This window comes from Tamlana flava, from assembly GCF_041287255.1.
In the GTDB taxonomy this organism is placed as follows: domain Bacteria; phylum Bacteroidota; class Bacteroidia; order Flavobacteriales; family Flavobacteriaceae; genus Tamlana; species Tamlana flava.
Genome location: NZ_JBGGTX010000002.1, coordinates 225,882 through 243,043 on the forward strand (window position 1 = coordinate 225,882; position 17,162 = coordinate 243,043).

The window sequence follows — 17,162 nt, forward strand, 5'->3', positions numbered from 1 at the left end:
CCACAAAAATGAATTTCATTATTGCCCTTCTTCAAGACATTGATATAAAAGAGAAGATAAAAAATGCCCCTGACAAAGGCTACGAAATTGGCGTTTTTATTGGCAGTATGTTGCCTTTTGTGGTACTAGTACTCATAGCCTATTTAATTTATAGGTATAACAAAAAACAGAACCAGTAATTAATCCGTTTAACATCATGGGAAGCAGACTATTTCTAATACTCGCTATTGTTTTAATCATCATTTATTTCGTAAACCGAAATAGAAGACGATAACTAACGCGTTTTCAACCAGCCCGTAATGCTAAGGCGCTCTGTTTTTACAGGCCTTACCTCATGTTCTATGATTTGGCTTTCAAAAATGACTATTCTACCAGGGAAAGGGTAAATGACTTTTTCAACCTCTCGCCTATTTTCATCAAAATACAGAACCAATTCACCACCATTTTCGGGCAACCAGCCATCCTCATTTAAGTAGCAAACAAACGACAATTTACGTCTGTCATCATTTTGAAAGGTATCAATATGGCGTTTATAAAATGTGCCTTCAGGGTAAATGGCATAGTGAAACTCCTTGCTCAAAATACCCAAAAAACAAGTTCTATTTAAATAGGCAATCAAATCATTAACCTTGTTAAAAAATAGTTTTTCGGTGCTGTTGGCATTGGTTTCGTCCATCCATAAAATCAAATCTCCCCGAATGGACTTCACAATAAGCTCATTAACCCTATTGCCAATGGCGGCTTTTTTAAACGCATCTTCTTCATGCCTTTGTTGCAACATTTGCCTTAATAAATGCACTTCTTCTTGAGCAAAAAAGCCTTCAACAATGCTATATTGCTGTTTCCCGATGTCGGCAATAATTTGCTCATAAATTGGGTTTTCCTCAAAATCTATGGCTTCAAAAAGATGACTCATTGTTTCGAATAAAGCTTTTAGCTGTTATTAAATAAAACGCGCAAATGTAATCTAAAAACCAATTGATAAAACAAAATCAATATCTTTGTATATCAAAATTCTTCTTTCCAAATGGGAAACAATATTCGCATCACTAAAAAATTTGATTTTGAAACGGGACATGCCCTTTACGGATACGATGGAAAATGTAAAAACGTCCATGGCCACAGTTATAAGCTGTACGTAACGGTAATTGGAAAACCCATAAGAGACACCAACAATGTAAAATATGGTATGGTGATAGATTTTGGCGATTTAAAGAAAATTGTAAAAGAAGAAATTGTTAACGTTTTTGACCACGCCACCGTGTTCAATAAAAACACGCCCCATGTAGAACTGGCCAAAGAATTGGAAAGCAGAGGTCACAATGTGCTGCTAGTTGATTATCAGCCAACCAGCGAAATGATGGTTATTGATTTTGCCAAAAAAATAAGTAAACGGCTGCCACAGCACATACATTTACATTCCCTAAAACTTCAGGAAACCGATAGCTCTTTTGCCGAATGGTTTGAGTATGATAATATTTAGGGCATTACCCTCTGGGTCCGGCTTTCGCGCTACAGGGTAGCTTGCTACAATCCCTAACACAAAAAAGAGATTCCTGCGTTTACAGGAATATGCTATATTTACGGCATGCAAATTCCAAAAGGAAAAAAAATATACTTTGCTTCCGATAACCATTTGGGCGCACCAACGACTGAAGCTTCCCGTCCGCGCGAGAAAAAGTTCGTGGCTTGGTTGGACGAGATAAAAAATGATGCAGCTGCCATTTTTCTTCTTGGTGATTTGTTTGATTTTTGGATGGAATTTAAAACCGTGGTTCCTCGTGGATTTACACGAACTCTAGGGAAACTTGCCGAGATTAGTGATTCGGGCATTCCAATCTATTACTTTGTGGGCAATCACGACCTTTGGATGAACGGTTATTTTGAAGAAGAACTAAACATTCCTGTTTACCACAAACCAAAAGAATTCACTTTTAATGACAAAACATTTTTTATAGGTCATGGTGACGGTTTAGGCCCTGGAGATAAGGGCTATAAACGTATGAAAAAGGTGTTTACAAACCCCTTTTGTAAATGGCTATTCCGTTGGCTGCACCCCGATTTGGGTGTGCGTATGGCACAATATCTTTCAGTTAAAAACAAAATGATTTCGGGTGAGGAAGATATCAAATTTCTTGGTGAAGATAACGAGTGGCTTGTGCAATATTGCAAGCGAAAACTAGAAGACAAACACCGCGATTATTTTGTGTTTGGCCACAGGCACTTACCATTAAATATCAACCTCAACGAACACTCAAAATATATTAATTTAGGCGATTGGATAACGCACTATACTTACGGCGTTTTTGATGGAGAAACCATGGAGCTCAAATCTTATTAACTTTTTTCGTTTTCCTCCAAATCATGGGTTAAATCCAAATTCCGAAGCACAGGATTTTTTACTCCTATTGTAGCCACCGTCACTAAGGTCATGATGCCGCCAAAAACCACTGCCGCAACTGGACCAATTAATTTTGCCGCCAAACCACTTTCAAAAGCACCAAGTTCGTTAGAAGAGCCTACAAACATTGAGTTTACTGCCGAAACCCGTCCGCGCATATTATCAGGAGTTTTAAGTTGTAAAATGGTTTGTCTAATCACCATTGAAATTCCATCCGTTGCGCCACTCAAAAACAAAGCCAACACACTAATCCAAAATATATTGGACAACCCAAAAGCAATGATACAGAGACCAAAACCAAAAATTGTGGTCAATAATTTCTTTCCAGCATTTTTGCTTATCGGCATATAAGTGGTCATAAACATGCTAAAAATGCTACCCAATGATATTGATGCATTTAAAATACCAAAACCCTGCGAGCCTACCTCTAAAATATCTTGAGCAAAAACAGATAATAGGGCAACCGTTCCGCCGAATAACACGGCAATCATATCTAATGTCAATGCGCCTAAAATAGCCTTATCACTAAAAACAAAACGAACGCCTACCTTTAAACTTTCCTTTACTGGTTCGCCAATATTGGGGTTTAAAATAGGTTTTTTCTTGATTAAAAAAGTCAGCACAAAAGAGATGGCCACCATGATAAATATAACACACAGCGTATAGGGAACGCCGATCCAATGAATAGAAAATCCGCCCAAAAGCGCCCCTAAAACCGTAGCGGCTTTCCATGTACTCGTGCTCCAAGTTGCTGCATTTGGGTATATTTTTTTGGGAACAATTAATGCGACCAATGAAAAAATAGTTGGCCCAAAAAAGGACCGCAAAAACCCTCCAAAAAACACCAAGGCATAAACCGCATATAAAATGGAATCGGTGCTCCAGTTGACGATGACTTTATCCCAAGTTAACAGAAACAAACCCAAGCTTATTAGAGAAAATGCAGCAATACATATAGCCAACAAGTTTCGCTTTTCCCTTTGGTCTACAATATGGCCGGCAAAAAGCGCCATGGTAAACGCCGGAATAATTTCCATTAGACCAATTAAACCAAGATAAAGCGGGTCTTTGGTCAAAGTGTAAACTTCCCATTCAATGACAATAAATTGCATGGACCACCCAAAAACCAAAACAAAACGAACCAATAAAAAAATATTGAACTCTTTTATTCTTAGAGCAGCATATGGATCGTTTTTTGCCATGAATTAAGGTTTAATATCTCTTAACTTAAGCTGCAAACTTACATTGCCACGCCATTCGTTTTCATCAATTGAATAAACTGCCTTGAACGGTTTCCCCTCTGAAATAATATCGAATTTGTCCCCCATACCAAAACCTATCCCAACAAACCTACTTGAAGAATTAGATTGTGTTGCTGTGAGCCTTAAATGTGTTTTGTCATCTCCCACACATTTCCCGTACCCCGTGTCAATCAAGCTATCTGTCATAAAAACGGGTGTCATATTGCTTGGGCCATAAGGAGCAAACTGTTTTAATATTCTGTAAAATTTAGGTGTAATATCGGCTAAATCTATTTTAGCATCAATCTTTATTTCGGGTGTCAACAAGTTTCTATCAATAGTTTTGGAAACCACGGTTTCAAAAGCCTTTTTGAAGGCTTCATAATTTTCTTCTTCAAGTGTTAAACCCGCAGCATATTTATGACCACCGAATTGCTCGATGTGTTCTTTGCAAGCTTCCAAAGCATTGTAAATATCGAAGTCCCTAACCGAACGCGCAGAAGCCGCTAATTTATTTCCACTTTTGGTAAACACCAAAGTTGGCCTGTAATAGGTTTCTGTTAATCTGGACGCCACAATGCCAATTACCCCTTTGTGCCATTCTTTATGATAGACAACCGTTGTTAATCTATTCTGTTCGCCTAGTTCTTCAATTTGTAGCAGAGCCGCTTCAGTAATTTGCTTATCGGTTTCACGTCTTTCTAAATTATAATTGTTGATTTCCTCAGCATATTTTTCGGCAAGTTCATCTTCCTCTTCTGATAGCAATGTTACCGCATAATTACCATGCTCCATCCTACCCGCGGCGTTAATTCTGGGCGCCAATACAAAAACAACATCGTGTATGGTGAGTTCGGTTTTATTGACTTTATCTAAAATAGCCTTGATACCTGGCCTTGGGTTTGTATTGATTACCATCAATCCAAAATAAGCTAAAACCCGATTTTCACCATCAATGGGAACAATGTCTGCACCTATCGCGGTTGCAACCAAATCGAGGTATTCGGTTAAATCGGACGCCGTTTTTCCCTCTTTTGAAGCCAAAGCCTGAACCAATTTAAAGCCCACACCGCAGCCACATAATTCTTTATAAGGGTAATTACAATCTTCACGTTTGGGATCTAAAACAGCAGCTGCATCGGGTATTTCAGCATCAGGACGGTGATGGTCACAAATAATAAAATCGATGCCCAATGATTTGGCATGCGCTACTTTGTCGACAGATTTAATGCCGCAATCCAATGCAATAACCAAGGTAAAATCATTCTCCAAAGCAAAATTGATACCCTTATATGAAATGCCATAACCTTCATCGTAACGATTCGGGATATAGGTATAGATTAAATTGTGTCTTGTTTTTAAGTACGATGACATTAGTGCCACAGAGGTTGTTCCGTCTACATCGTAATCGCCGTAAATCAATATATTTTCTTTGTTGATAATGGCTTTTTCAATGCGGGCCACAGCTTTATCCATGTCCTTCATTAAGAACGGATCGTGCAAATGCTTGAGTTTGGGCCTAAAAAACTGTTTGGCTTCTTCGTAGGTTTCAATGCCACGTTGCAATAGCAAGGTTGCTATATTGGCATCTACCTGAAGTGCTTTTTGTAAAGCCTTAACTTTTTCGGGCTTCGGTTGTGGTTTGATGGTCCAGCGCATATCCCTCTTTTACTTCCTTTAAGGAAACTTATTTGCTGTGAAAATGCGTTTGAACATCCAACTCTGAAAACTGGCGGAACATTTCCATTACTCCACAATACTTTTCTATGGACAAATCAACTGTACGTTGAAGTTTTTTTTCATTCAAATTGCCACCATAAAAATGGAAATGCATGGCTACTTTGTCATAATACTTGGGGTGTTCTTCAGTTAAATTGGCTTCAATTTCTATTTTAAAATCGTCAACCTCCAACTTCATTTTCTTTATTAAGGACGATACATCCAAACCTGAACAGCCAGCCAAAGCGGATAACATTAAAGCCTTTGGTCTGTAGCCTTCACCTTTTCCTCCATTGTCTTCACCTGCATCGATAAACAAATTATGCCCCGATGGATTTGTGCTCTCAAACCTCATCTCTCCTAACCAGGTTGTGGTAACTTGAACTGCCATTTTTTTAAACTATTTTTCGTTAATTGTTGTTGTCAAAAATACTACTAAAAAATAAAATTATGCCTTTAGTAACGCCATTATCTCCGGATCATGATTTGGAAACCAAAAAATTAGCTCAGTTTTTTAATGAAACCTTGGGGTTTTGTCCAAATTCGGTACTGACCATGCAACATCGCCCTGAAATAAGTAAAGCATTCATTAATTTGAACAAAGCGGTAATGGCCAATAAAGGTAGGGTTACTTCAGCATTAAAGCGCATGATTGCCTGGGTAAGCAGCAATGCTTCCGGCTGCAGATACTGTCAAGCACATGCCATTAGGGCAGCGGAACGTTATGGTGCCGAACAAGAACAATTGGATAATATTTGGGACTACAAAACGCACCCTGCTTTTAGCAAAGCCGAACGGGCCGCACTAGACTTTAGTCTGGCTGCTTCGAAAACACCAAATGCCGTTGACGAAACCATTAAAAAACGCCTTTACAAATATTGGAACGAAGGTGAAATAGTAGAAATGCTTGGGGTGATTTCACTGTTTGGTTATTTAAATAGATGGAACGACAGCATGGCCACAACCATTGAAAGCGGTGCCATTGAAAGTGGCACAAAATATTTAGGAAAACATGGTTGGGGAAAAGGGAAACATGTTTAATATTTTTAAATTGTTAGATTTTTTGATCGCTTAGCTTTCGCTCAATGCTTCACCTTCAAAAACCAACCCTTCAAACCCTGTTTTTATAAAATTTCTAATATTTTGGTGCCCTATTCCATTTGGGTCTTTCAACACTTCATCAAAATAAAATTTGCCAAAACATGCTAAGGTTTCATCTTTTGTAAATTCTTGCTGTTTTGCAAAAGAAAACAGTTTGCAAGACCCTGAATTTTGTCCCGCCTCATTATATAACTCACCATTTTTAAAGGCCGTTGGTATAAAATTATAGTTGGCTTCAATAATCGCTATGGTTTCAGAAAACTCAATGTCTTTTGGCGATTCCTTTAGTTTATTTTTAAATGCCACTATGGTCATTTTTTAATTGTTTTTTCCTGCCACAACCACTACAATTTCCCCTTTCGGTGGTTTATTGATGTAATATTCCAAAACTTCCTTTGCTGTTCCTCGAATGGTTTCTTCATATAGCTTGGTTAGTTCTCTAGATACCGACACTTGTCTATCTTCACCTAAATACTCACAAAAATGCCCAAGGGTTTTAATCAGCTTATGTGGGCTTTCATAAAAAATCATGGTTCGGGTTTCTTCTGCTAAAAGTAAAAGTCGAGTTTGTCTTCCTTTTTTAACCGGCAAAAAACCTTCAAAAACAAACTTATCGTTGGGCAGGCCGCTATTCACCAAAGCAGGTACAAAAGCTGTTGCTCCGGGCAAACATTCTATTTCAATGCCATTTTCAATACAAGCTCGTGAAAGTAAAAACCCAGGGTCTGAAATAGCCGGTGTTCCAGCATCGCTAATAAGTGCTACCGTTGTTCCTGCTTTTAATTTTTGGATAATGGTTTCAACCGTTTTATGCTCGTTGTGCATGTGGTGCGATTGCATATGGGTTGAGATTTCAAAATGCTTTAAAAGTTTTCCTGAGGTCCGGGTGTCTTCGGCAAGTATTAAATCAACTTCCCTTAAAACATCTAAGGCCCTTAATGTGATGTCCTTTAAATTCCCAATGGGTGTCGGGACAATATAGAGTCTACTCATATGCTAATTAAACTTGGCCTCCAAAACTTGCATAAAACGCTCTTCAAACTCTTCTTTGCCAACCCAATTGTTATAATCTGGCTTCACTACACCTTCAATAAAGTTTTTCGCGTTTTCGAAAGAAACAAAAGTGTTTAACTGAGATACCACACGGTTATAGTCCTCAGCCTCACCACCAAATAAATGTTTAATAAAAGCTATTTTGTCGTTCAGCCCAATGTTTAACCCGCGATTTTTCAACTTATCGTTCAGCGATTTTTTATCAGCGGAAGTGCCATTTTGCACTTTTGATATGGGTTCAAAAATAGGCGTTTCGTCAAAGCCAGCAGTAATATCGTCTAAATTATATCGCTTCACTTGTTGTTTGGGTATGGCTTCTTCAAAAACAGTTTCGATTTCTTCGGTATCTTCTGGCATTTGCGCGACCATATCTTTAATCTTGTTCATAACGGGTTCCATAATTGCATCATCTTCAACTTCGTCAAGATTGATGTAAATTTTATCTTCAACTTCAATATTGTCGCTTATCTTGTTGTTGAAAGCCGTATCCAACATTCCAAAAAATGAGGAATCGTTTCCAATGGTTGGCAAATCGCCTTCAAAATTATCGTGGGCAAATTTTAACACCGACAGCTTTTCGTAAAGCTCCGATACTTCGGCATGCATTTTAAGCACATCTTCCTTGCCCTTTAATTTTAGTATTCGGTGTGCAATGCTTATAAGTTCAGCTTCTATCTTCTTCTTCATAGTTTATAATTTTAAAATTAATGCACAATAGGCTTTTGTTTTTTGATAAATTTACGCCACCTTTATGCAAACGAAAAATGGCACTGATTTAGTGTTAAAATTACGAAATGTTTCTCGAAAATACGGTAAATCATAAAGAACAATTTGGCTGGATAGAAGTTATCTGCGGCTCGATGTTTTCTGGAAAAACCGAAGAACTCATTAGGAGGTTAAAGCGTGCACAGTTTGCCCGACAAAAAGTCGAGATTTTTAAACCCGCCATTGATGTGCGTTACGATGAGGATATGGTTGTTTCCCACGATGCCAACGAAATACGTTCAACACCTGTTCCTGCGGCTGCAAACATTCCAATATTGGCGGATGGCTGCGATGTTGTTGGCATTGATGAAGCTCAGTTTTTTGATGACGAAATTGTTCGCATCTGTAACGATTTGGCCAATAAAGGCGTTCGAGTAATTGTTGCTGGGTTGGATATGGATTTTAAAGGAAATCCCTTTGGCCCAATGCCGCATTTGATGGCTACTGCCGAATATGTTACCAAAGTGCATGCGGTTTGTACGCGTACCGGAAATTTGGCACAGTATAGCTACCGAAAAGCGAAAAGCGATAATCTAGTGCTTTTGGGAGAGGTTGAAGAATACGAACCTTTAAGCCGAGCTGCTTATTTTAAAGCGATGTTGCGCGATAAAGTGCGGAACATGAAGGTTACCGATGCCGAAGAAATAATCAATAAACCTAAAGACCCCGATGCCTAAAGCACAAGAAACGGTGCTAGAAATTGACTTAAAGGCACTTCAACATAATTTTATCCATCTTAAATCAAAATTACAACCAGGCACCAAGTTTTTGGCGGTGGTTAAAGCCTATGCTTACGGAAGCGATTCTTGTGAAATTGCCAAATATTTACAAGAACAGAATGTTGATTATTTTGCAGTTGCCTATAGCAATGAAGGGGTTACTTTGCGCAAAACAGGTATTACCAAACCCATTTTGGTTTTGCATCCGCAAACCGTGAATTTTGAAGAGCTTATTGAAAACTGTCTAGAACCGAGTTTGTATAACGCGAAGATTCTTAACGAATTTATCGATATCGCCTCAACAAAAAACCTTGAAGACTACCCGATTCATATTAAGTTTAATACTGGTTTAAATAGATTGGGTTTTGACGGAAGCGCTGTTGACCAAATTGTTTCAAGATTAGAAACTACCAAAACGGTAAAGGTGAAATCTATTTTTTCACATTTAGCCGCCAGTGAGGACCTAAACGAAAAACCATTCACCATACAGCAAATAGATGATTTCAAAGCTATTGCCCACAATTTTACAAAAGCTGTTGGATACGAGCCCATACTGCATATGTGTAATACATCGGGTATTTTAAATTATCCTGAAGCCCATTTCAACATGGTAAGGAGTGGCATTGGCCTGTACGGATTTGGCAATTCTGAAAAAGAAAGCAAGCAGTTAAAACCCATAGGTACTTTAAAAACCGTTGTTTCTCAAATCCACCATATTAAAAAAGGAGAATCCGTAGGCTACAATCGTGCTTTTAAAAGTAACTCAGTTATAAAAACAGCAACATTGCCCATCGGCCATGCTGACGGTATTGGTAGGATTTATGGCAAGGGTAAAGGCTACGTTACTATTAACAACCAAAAAGCACCCATCATTGGCAATGTTTGCATGGATATGATTATGGTCAATATTTCGAATATAGACTGTAAAGAAGGAGACGAAGTCATCGTTTTTGGACAAAGCCCAACAGCCGAAAAACTAGCGGAAAGTGCAAACACTATTTCTTACGAACTTATTACGTCTATTTCCCAAAGGGTTAAGAGAATTTTCTTAAGGTAGAACTTATCAAATGTTAATTTTTTAACTATTTTTGAGTATCACTAACTATAAATTATGTTATTATGTTAAAAGAGTTTAAGGATTTTGCAATGAAAGGCAACTTGGTTGATATAGCCGTTGCATTTGTAATGGGTGCAGCTTTTAATAAAGTTGTTAGCTCGTTTACCGGTGGCATTGTGTCGCCATTAATTGGATTAATCTTCAAATCCGACTTCAAAGACCAAAAATGGATTATAACCGAAGGCACCTTAAATGATGCCGGAGAAACCGTAGGTGAAGTTGCCGTATTGTGGGGAGACTTTTTAACTAATGTAATTGACTTTATTATTGTAGCATTTGTAATGTTCATGATTATAAAAGGCATCAACAAAACGAAGAAGAAAGAAGAGCCAGCACCTGCAGCACCAAAAGGCCCTTCACAAGAAGAGTTACTAGCTGAAATTAGAGATTTGTTAAAAAAATAACAAAACGTCAATAATATAACAATCTGTTATTTGTTGTTAAAAAGCCCCTGTTTTTTAAAAATGGGGGCTTTTTTTAGATTCTAAAATGGAATTAATACTTAGTTTTGTCCTCACAAAATTTTAAAAATTAAAAAAATGAAAGTAGCTGTTGTTGGTGCCACTGGTATGGTTGGCGAAGTGATGCTAAAAGTTCTTGCAGAACGTAATTTTCCTATTTCCGAATTAATTCCCGTTGCTTCAGAGCGCTCTGTAGGGAAAACAATAACCTACAAGGGCACCGATTATAAAGTTGTTGGACTTGAAACGGCTGTTTCTATGCGTCCAGATATCGCTTTATTTTCAGCAGGCGGTGGAACCTCTTTAGAGTGGGCACCAAAATTTGCAGAAGTTGGCACAACAGTAGTAGACAATTCTTCCGCTTGGAGAATGGACCCAACAAAAAAATTAGTGGTTCCAGAAATTAATGCGAGCGTATTAACAAAAGACGATAAAATTATTGCCAATCCAAACTGCTCAACTATTCAATTAGTAATGGCATTGAATCCATTGCACAAAAAATACAAAATGAAACGTGTTGTGGTTTCAACATACCAATCGGTTTCTGGTACAGGTGTTAAAGCAGTACGTCAGTTAGAAAACGAAATTGCCGGTGTTGAAGGCGAAATGGCATATCCTTACCCTATTGGAAGAAATGCATTGCCTCACTGCGATGTTTTTGAGGAGAACGGATATACTAAAGAAGAAATGAAATTGGCTCGCGAACCGCAAAAAATTATGGGTGATCGAAGTTTTTCAGTATCTGCTACAGCAGTTAGAATTCCAACTTCTGGAGGACATTCAGAATCCGTAAACGTTGAGTTTGAGAACGATTTTGATTTAGCTGAAGTTCGCAAATTATTGAGTGAAACTCCTGGTGTTGTGGTTCAAGACAATACAGCAACCAACACCTACCCTATGCCAATTTTTGCCCATGAAAAGGATGAAGTTTTTGTAGGGCGCATTAGAAGGGATGAAACGCAGCCAAATACATTAAACATGTGGATTGTTGCCGATAATTTACGCAAAGGAGCTGCAACAAATACAATTCAAATTGCAGAATATTTAATTGAAAAAGGATTAGTATAGCACTTTATCAACTAAACCAATAAGCAAAAGCTTCTTCATTAAATTTGGAGAAGCTTTTTTTATTTACTTTTGAAAAATCCAAAATTCATCAATTGTGAATAAATTTCTCATTAGCACTCTTATGCTAATAAGTATAATTGCTTGCAAAAAAGAAACTGAAAGTACTAACAGCATTACCGTGAATTACCCAAAGACCAAAACCGTTGACACAGTAACCAATTATTTTGGAACACATGTAAAAGACCCATACCGCTGGCTTGAAGATGATAGAAGTGAAGACACAAAAGCATGGATAAAGGCACAAAATGTAGTAACCCATAAATATTTAAATGAGATTCCTTTTAGAGAAGAATTGAAAAACCGCCTTTCAAGTTTATGGAATTACGAAAAACGGGGTGCACCCCATAAGGAGGGTGATTACTTCTATTTTTCCAAAAATGATGGTTTGCAAAACCAGAGCGTCATTTACAGACATAAGGATAATGGTGAGCCCGAAGTATTTTTAGACCCCAATACATTCTCAAAAGATGGAACAACGTCATTGGATGGTCTTAGTTTTTCAAAAAACGGCAAATTATTGGCATACTCCATCTCTGAAGGAGGAAGTGATTGGAGAAAAATACTCGTCATGGATACCGAAAGCAAAGAGATTCTTGAAGATACGCTATCGGATATAAAATTCACCCAAATATCATGGTTCAAAAATGAAGGGTTTTACTATTCAAGTTACGACAAACCCAAGGGTAGTGAACTTTCGGCTAAAACAGACCAGCATAAAGTCTATTATCATAAAATGGGAACAACCCAAAATGAAGACCACCTAATTTTTGGAGGAACACCTGAAGAAAAACACCGTTACATTTATTCAAAAGTTACTGAGGACAATCGATTTTTAATCATTACGCCTCGTGTGGCAACCTCAGGAAATAAACTTTTTATTAAAGACCTTTCAAAACCAAGCAGTGCATTTAAAACGGTTTTAAACCATACCGAAACAGATACGAACGTTATCGATAATGATGGGAACACTTTGCTTTTGGTTACCAATTTAAATGCCCCAAACAAGAAAATTGTTTCAGTTGATGCTTCAAATCCTTCACCAGAAAATTGGGTTGATGTTGTTCCTGAAACAAATAACGTATTAACGGTTTCAAAAGGCGGCGGATATTTGTTTGCCCATTATATGGTTGATGCTATTTCAAAAGTAAAACAATACCGGTACGATGGCTCCTTAGTAAAAGACGTTGAACTCCCCGGGTTGGGCACTGCTTCTGGTTTTAGTTGTAAAAAAGAGGGGAAAACAAATTACTTTTACTTTACCAACTACAATACCCCTTATAGCATTTATGAAATGGATTTGGATGCCGCGGAAACCAAGCTTTATTGGAAACCTAATATCAATTTCAACAGTTCAGATTACGAAAGTAATCAAGTGTTTTACACTTCTAAGGATGGAACCAAAGTACCCATGATAATTACTCATAAAAAAGGGCTTGATTTAAACGGAAAAAATCCAACTATTTTATATGGTTACGGCGGATTTAATATCAGTTTAACGCCAAATTTTAGTGTTACTAATGCCGTTTGGATGGGACTTGGCGGAGTTTTGGCCGTTCCAAATTTACGTGGAGGTGGCGAATATGGTAAAAAATGGCATCTTACAGGAACCAAAATGCTTAAGCAAAATGTGTTTGCCGATTTTATTGCTGCCGCTGAATACCTTATTGAAAACAGATATACTTCATCTCCCTATTTAGCGCTGCGTGGTGGCTCTAACGGTGGGTTATTGGTTAGTGCTGTAATGAACCAAAAGCCAGATTTGGCTAAAGTGGTGTTACCTGCTGTAGGTGTTTTGGACATGCTTCGCTATCATACATTCACTGCAGGTGCAGGATGGGCATACGATTATGGCACTGCCGAAGACAGTAAGGAAATGTTTGCGTATTTAAAAGGTTATTCGCCTTTGCACAATATAAAAAAGGGGGTACAATACCCCGCAACGCTAGTCACTACCGGTGATCATGATGATAGGGTGGTTCCGGCGCATAGCTTTAAATTTGCCGCCGAATTACAGAGCAAACAAAGGGGGGACAATCCCACACTGATAAGAATTGAAACAAATGCCGGACATGGCGCTGGAACACCAGTGCGTAAAGTCATTGACTATAATGCTGATGTTTTTGCATTTACGCTTTATAATATGGGATTCAGAACATTGAATTAGTCTTAAGGTCAAGTTTTTATTCTATTTTTGTGTCCTATGCTTAACGTACAAAATCTTACATTTTCATATCAAAAAACACCTATTTTAAAAGGTGTTTCGTTTGAGGCCAAGCTTGGTGAAAATCTTGCCATTATAGGCGAAAGTGGCTCTGGAAAAAGTACACTTTTAAAGGTGCTATACGGTGAATATGATTTGAATGAAGGTCAGATTTTTTGGAAAGAAAACGAAATTCTTGGGCCTAAATACAACCTTGTTGTTGGCTATGATTTTATGAAGTATGTAGCCCAAGAGTTTGACTTGATGCCTTTTATTTCCGTTGAAGAAAATATCGGCAAATTCCTTTCTAATTTTTATCCTGAAGGAAAAAAGGAACGTACCGCAGAACTTTTAAAAGTTGTAGAACTTGAAGATTTTGCAAACACTAAGGTAAAAACGCTATCTGGCGGACAAAAACAGCGCGTTGCATTGGCCAGAGCTTTGGCTAAAGAACCCGAAATTATACTTTTGGATGAACCCTTTAGTCACATCGACAATTTTAAAAAACAAAGTTTAAGACGAAGTCTTTTTAAGTATTTAAAAGAAAAAAACATCACCTGTATAGTGGCCTCGCACGACAAGGAAGATGTTCTGGGTTTTGCGGACAATATAATTGTTCTTGACCAAAAGAAAATTGTAGCCCACAATACAACAGAAACGTTGTTCAAAAACCCTAAATCACCTTTAATTTCTTCTTTTTTTGGAGAGTTTAATCTCATTGATGGTCAAATTGTTTACGCGCATCAACTAAAAGTGGTTGAAAAATCTAACTTGAAAGCTACAGTTATTGAAAGCTATTTCCAAGGTCATTATTACCTTATTGAAGCTGATTTAAACGGTGAAAAAGTTTTTTTTGAGCATGAGCACTCTTTAAAAAATGGTATTGAAGTTTACTTATCAATCACAATGTCCGGGTGATTTTAAAGTGTTGATTTCTAAAAACTATTTCATCATTAACTGTTTTTCCAATCAATAATTGACCCATTGGTGTACTTGCAGAAATAGCGTAAAATTTTTGTTTTTCAATCATTAATTCTCCCGCGCTTATGGCTATAAAATAATTAGTTTGAGTAGTAAATACCACGCTGCCTAAACCGATAGTTCTTGAAATACTTTCAATAGTAATTTTGGAAAGGATTTGTTTGGTCCTTTCAATTTCGGCAAGTTGATTACCTGCTTTTTCTCGTTCCAGCTGCAGCATGGCACGACCTGTTTCGTGTTTATCGCCTGCGCTACTTTTAGTTTCTGAATTTAATGCTTCTTGAATTTGGTCAATGGTATGTTTTACAGCCTCTAATCGAATGTTTAGAAATGCTTCACATTGAAAAAATAGATTTTCTTTAAGCGCCTTGATATTATCCATCCTTTTTGTTGTAATCCAAAGGTCCAAAAAATCCCATTTGCCTCATAATCCAGTTTTTTCTTCCTTGTATATAATTGGTTGCGGGGTTTGCTTTATAACGCAAAGGATTTGGTAAAATTGCTGCAATAGCAGCCGCTTCTTGCTTAGACAATTTAGACGCCGGTTTTTTAAACCAATACTGAGAAGCTGCTTCAGCACCATAAATACCATCGCCCATTTCAACACTGTTTAAATACACTTCCAAAATACGTTCCTTGCTCCATATTAACTCAATTAAAAATGTGAAATAGGCTTCTAAACCCTTTCGCAGCCAGCTACGATGTGGCCAAAGAAATACATTTTTGGCTGTTTGTTGGCTGATTGTACTAGCACCTCTAATGCGTTTTTCCTTTTTATTGTGTTCGATTGCTTTTTCAATGGCCTTAAAATCAAATCCATTATGAGTTAAAAAACTTTGGTCTTCACTACATATCACGGCCAATTGCAAATTCATTGATATATTGTCCATAGATTTCCAGTCGTGTTTTAAAACAACCTTTTCGCCATCCATTTTTTGCTGAACAGCCCTAATGACCATTAGTGGAGTTATGGGAATAGGCACCCATTTAAATACAATCACTAACCCAATGGAAACAACCAAAAACCATCGAAGGATTTTCCAAAAAAATCTAAAAATTCTTTTTATCATGTTAATGTAATAAATCCGCTAACTCCCTACCAACTAAACTGCCAATGGCTACGCCCATTCCGCCAAGTCTTACACCACAAAACACATTGTCGGACAGTTGCTTTACAACAGCCTTTTTTTGGTTACCAACCCCCATAATGCCACTCCAGCGGTGGTCTATTTCAAAACCTATATTTGGCAGAATGGTTGTTCTTAACAGCTCTTCCAATTTATTTTGAACTAAATCTGTTTGTGCGAATTTTGTAGTTTCTTCGGTTTTAAAATCAAGGTTTCGGCCACCACCAAACAAAATCCGATTGTCAATATTTCTGAAATAATAATAACCTCGATCTAAATGAAATGTGCCTTTTATATGCAAGTTCTTAATGGGTTTTGTTATTAAAACTTGGGCTCTGGCCGGTTTAACATTTGGAATATTTAGTTGTGACGCAAACCCATTGGTTGCAACAAATAGCTTAGAAGTTGAAAATTCAAATTGATTGGTTCTTATTTTTATTGAACCATTGTCTTCTGAAAAGTCTTCAACATTTATATTATTTAAAACCTTGATGCCTTTTTTTTGTGCTTTATTTAATAAGGCTTCCATCATCTTTCCTGTATCCAACTGACCTTCAAAAGCATTAAAAATGTAATGTTTTTTGATGTTTTTAAATTTGAAAATATTTTCTTTTAGTGTAAAGACCTCGCTTTTGAAAATGGGTGCCAACAGGTTGTTTATTTCATCCTTTTTTGACAAACACAACTCTAACAAATCATCATGTTGTGTAAATAACTCATAGCCGCCCAATTGTTGGTAATCCAATTTACCATCACCCAAAGTTTGTCTTAATAACTTTAAGCCTTCTACGCGTTTTTTTACCAACCCAAAAACTTCTTCTTCCGTATGATTTTTTAAATCCTCTAAAATTTCACTTAAGCTTCCAAAACATGCAAAACCAGCATTTTTCGTACTTGCTCCTTGTGGCAGTATGCCTTTTTCAAGAATAAAAATATTGGCCTTAGGAAATTTGCTTTTTAATTGTAATGCACAGTTTAATCCAACAATACCGCTACCCACAACAGTGAAATCTATGTTGGCTAACCACGATTTAATTTCCCAATACGAAAAGTTCATATTGCTAATTTACTATTTTCCTTTTGATGATTTTAACCGTGTTAGGGATAGAAGTTCATCCTTTTTTTCATGCTTCACAAAAAGATATAACA

20 protein-coding genes are annotated in these 17,162 nt (G+C 37.3%); 10 read left to right on the forward strand and 10 right to left on the reverse strand.

Annotation, left to right across the window (positions count from 1 at the left end; all coding sequences use genetic code 11):
- Nucleotides 1–8 precede the first annotated feature (8 nt).
- On the forward strand, nucleotides 9–179 hold the full coding sequence (locus ACB104_RS05545) for a hypothetical protein (RefSeq protein WP_370477289.1): 171 nt from the start codon (nucleotides 9–11) through the stop codon (nucleotides 177–179).
- Nucleotides 180–274: 95 nt separating this feature from the next.
- Here the strand turns inward: ACB104_RS05545 and ACB104_RS05550 are convergent, their stop codons facing one another.
- Complete coding sequence (locus ACB104_RS05550) at nucleotides 275–916, reverse strand: 2OG-Fe(II) oxygenase (RefSeq protein WP_370477290.1); 642 nt, start codon at nucleotides 914–916, stop codon at nucleotides 275–277.
- A gap of 111 nt (nucleotides 917–1,027) precedes the next feature.
- Here ACB104_RS05550 and ACB104_RS05555 point away from each other — a divergent pair, with 111 nt between their 5' ends.
- On the forward strand, nucleotides 1,028–1,483 hold the full coding sequence (locus ACB104_RS05555) for a 6-pyruvoyl trahydropterin synthase family protein (RefSeq protein ID WP_370477291.1): 456 nt from the start codon (nucleotides 1,028–1,030) through the stop codon (nucleotides 1,481–1,483).
- 105 nt (nucleotides 1,484–1,588) lie between these two features.
- Nucleotides 1,589–2,341 carry a UDP-2,3-diacylglucosamine diphosphatase gene (locus tag ACB104_RS05560; RefSeq protein ID WP_370477292.1) on the forward strand — a complete coding sequence of 251 codons (753 nt, stop codon included), beginning with the start codon at nucleotides 1,589–1,591 and terminating at the stop codon, nucleotides 2,339–2,341.
- Here the strand turns inward: ACB104_RS05560 and ACB104_RS05565 are convergent.
- Genes ACB104_RS05565 through ACB104_RS05575 form a run of 3 tightly spaced genes read right to left on the reverse strand, consistent with a single transcriptional unit; the run spans nucleotide 2,338 to nucleotide 5,752 of the window.
- On the reverse strand, nucleotides 2,338–3,603 hold the full coding sequence (locus ACB104_RS05565; RefSeq protein ID WP_370477293.1) for an MFS transporter: 1,266 nt from the start codon (nucleotides 3,601–3,603) through the stop codon (nucleotides 2,338–2,340). The genes ACB104_RS05560 and ACB104_RS05565 overlap by 4 nt on opposite strands.
- Before the next feature lie 3 nt (nucleotides 3,604–3,606).
- Nucleotides 3,607–5,301 (reverse strand): single-stranded-DNA-specific exonuclease RecJ, encoded by a 1,695-nt coding sequence (gene recJ, locus ACB104_RS05570; protein ID WP_370477294.1) that lies wholly within the window; start codon nucleotides 5,299–5,301, stop codon nucleotides 3,607–3,609.
- A gap of 28 nt (nucleotides 5,302–5,329) precedes the next feature.
- Nucleotides 5,330–5,752 carry an OsmC family protein gene (locus ACB104_RS05575; RefSeq protein WP_370477295.1) on the reverse strand — a complete coding sequence of 141 codons (423 nt, stop codon included), beginning with the start codon at nucleotides 5,750–5,752 and terminating at the stop codon, nucleotides 5,330–5,332.
- 59 nt (nucleotides 5,753–5,811) lie between these two features.
- Here ACB104_RS05575 and ACB104_RS05580 point away from each other — a divergent pair, with 59 nt between their 5' ends.
- The gene (locus tag ACB104_RS05580) at nucleotides 5,812–6,402 is read left to right on the forward strand and encodes a carboxymuconolactone decarboxylase family protein (protein WP_370477296.1); all 591 of its coding nucleotides are present in this window, start codon (nucleotides 5,812–5,814) and stop codon (nucleotides 6,400–6,402) included.
- A 30-nt stretch (nucleotides 6,403–6,432) separates the two neighbouring features.
- Here the strand turns inward: ACB104_RS05580 and ACB104_RS05585 are convergent, their stop codons facing one another.
- Genes ACB104_RS05585 through ACB104_RS05595 form a run of 3 tightly spaced genes read right to left on the reverse strand, consistent with a single transcriptional unit; the run spans nucleotide 6,433 to nucleotide 8,202 of the window.
- Complete coding sequence (locus ACB104_RS05585; protein ID WP_370477297.1) at nucleotides 6,433–6,777, reverse strand: HopJ type III effector protein; 345 nt, start codon at nucleotides 6,775–6,777, stop codon at nucleotides 6,433–6,435.
- A gap of 3 nt (nucleotides 6,778–6,780) precedes the next feature.
- Nucleotides 6,781–7,455 carry a 16S rRNA (cytidine(1402)-2'-O)-methyltransferase gene (gene rsmI / locus ACB104_RS05590; protein WP_370477298.1) on the reverse strand — a complete coding sequence of 225 codons (675 nt, stop codon included), beginning with the start codon at nucleotides 7,453–7,455 and terminating at the stop codon, nucleotides 6,781–6,783.
- A 3-nt stretch (nucleotides 7,456–7,458) separates the two neighbouring features.
- Nucleotides 7,459–8,202: a DUF8457 domain-containing protein gene (locus ACB104_RS05595; RefSeq protein ID WP_370477299.1), complete on the reverse strand. Its 744-nt coding sequence runs from the start codon at nucleotides 8,200–8,202 to the stop codon at nucleotides 7,459–7,461.
- Between the two features lie 107 nt (nucleotides 8,203–8,309).
- On the opposite strand from ACB104_RS05595, the gene ACB104_RS05600 reads away from it, so the two are divergent.
- From ACB104_RS05600 to ACB104_RS05625, 6 genes are all read left to right on the forward strand, one after another.
- Entirely contained in the window at nucleotides 8,310–8,957 is a 648-nt protein-coding gene (locus ACB104_RS05600; RefSeq protein ID WP_370477300.1) for a thymidine kinase, read from the forward strand.
- The gene (gene alr, locus ACB104_RS05605; RefSeq protein WP_370477301.1) at nucleotides 8,950–10,056 is read left to right on the forward strand and encodes an alanine racemase; all 1,107 of its coding nucleotides are present in this window, start codon (nucleotides 8,950–8,952) and stop codon (nucleotides 10,054–10,056) included. Before ACB104_RS05600 ends, alr begins: the two co-directional genes overlap by 8 nt.
- Nucleotides 10,057–10,118: 62 nt before the next feature.
- Nucleotides 10,119–10,520, forward strand: a complete 402-nt coding sequence (gene mscL / locus ACB104_RS05610; RefSeq protein WP_370477302.1) for a large conductance mechanosensitive channel protein MscL — start codon at nucleotides 10,119–10,121, stop codon at nucleotides 10,518–10,520.
- 135 nt (nucleotides 10,521–10,655) lie between these two features.
- Nucleotides 10,656–11,645: an aspartate-semialdehyde dehydrogenase gene (locus tag ACB104_RS05615; protein WP_370477303.1), complete on the forward strand. Its 990-nt coding sequence runs from the start codon at nucleotides 10,656–10,658 to the stop codon at nucleotides 11,643–11,645.
- A gap of 121 nt (nucleotides 11,646–11,766) precedes the next feature.
- Complete coding sequence (locus ACB104_RS05620; RefSeq protein WP_370477304.1) at nucleotides 11,767–13,869, forward strand: prolyl oligopeptidase family serine peptidase; 2,103 nt, start codon at nucleotides 11,767–11,769, stop codon at nucleotides 13,867–13,869.
- A 36-nt stretch (nucleotides 13,870–13,905) separates the two neighbouring features.
- Nucleotides 13,906–14,823 carry an ABC transporter ATP-binding protein gene (locus ACB104_RS05625; RefSeq protein WP_370477305.1) on the forward strand — a complete coding sequence of 306 codons (918 nt, stop codon included), beginning with the start codon at nucleotides 13,906–13,908 and terminating at the stop codon, nucleotides 14,821–14,823.
- On the opposite strand, the gene ACB104_RS05630 is transcribed toward ACB104_RS05625, so the two are convergent.
- Genes ACB104_RS05630 through ACB104_RS05640 form a run of 3 tightly spaced genes read right to left on the reverse strand, consistent with a single transcriptional unit; the run spans nucleotide 14,807 to nucleotide 17,070 of the window.
- Nucleotides 14,807–15,268: a 3-oxoacyl-ACP synthase gene (locus tag ACB104_RS05630; protein ID WP_370477306.1), complete on the reverse strand. Its 462-nt coding sequence runs from the start codon at nucleotides 15,266–15,268 to the stop codon at nucleotides 14,807–14,809. The two genes, ACB104_RS05625 and ACB104_RS05630, sit on opposite strands and share 17 nt — an antisense overlap.
- Entirely contained in the window at nucleotides 15,261–15,956 is a 696-nt protein-coding gene (gene mtgA / locus ACB104_RS05635) for a monofunctional biosynthetic peptidoglycan transglycosylase (protein ID WP_370477307.1), read from the reverse strand. The genes ACB104_RS05630 and mtgA overlap by 8 nt, the downstream gene beginning before the upstream one ends.
- Before the next feature lies 1 nt (nucleotide 15,957).
- On the reverse strand, nucleotides 15,958–17,070 hold the full coding sequence (locus tag ACB104_RS05640; protein WP_370477308.1) for an NAD(P)/FAD-dependent oxidoreductase: 1,113 nt from the start codon (nucleotides 17,068–17,070) through the stop codon (nucleotides 15,958–15,960).
- Between the last annotated feature and the right edge of the window lie 92 nt (nucleotides 17,071–17,162).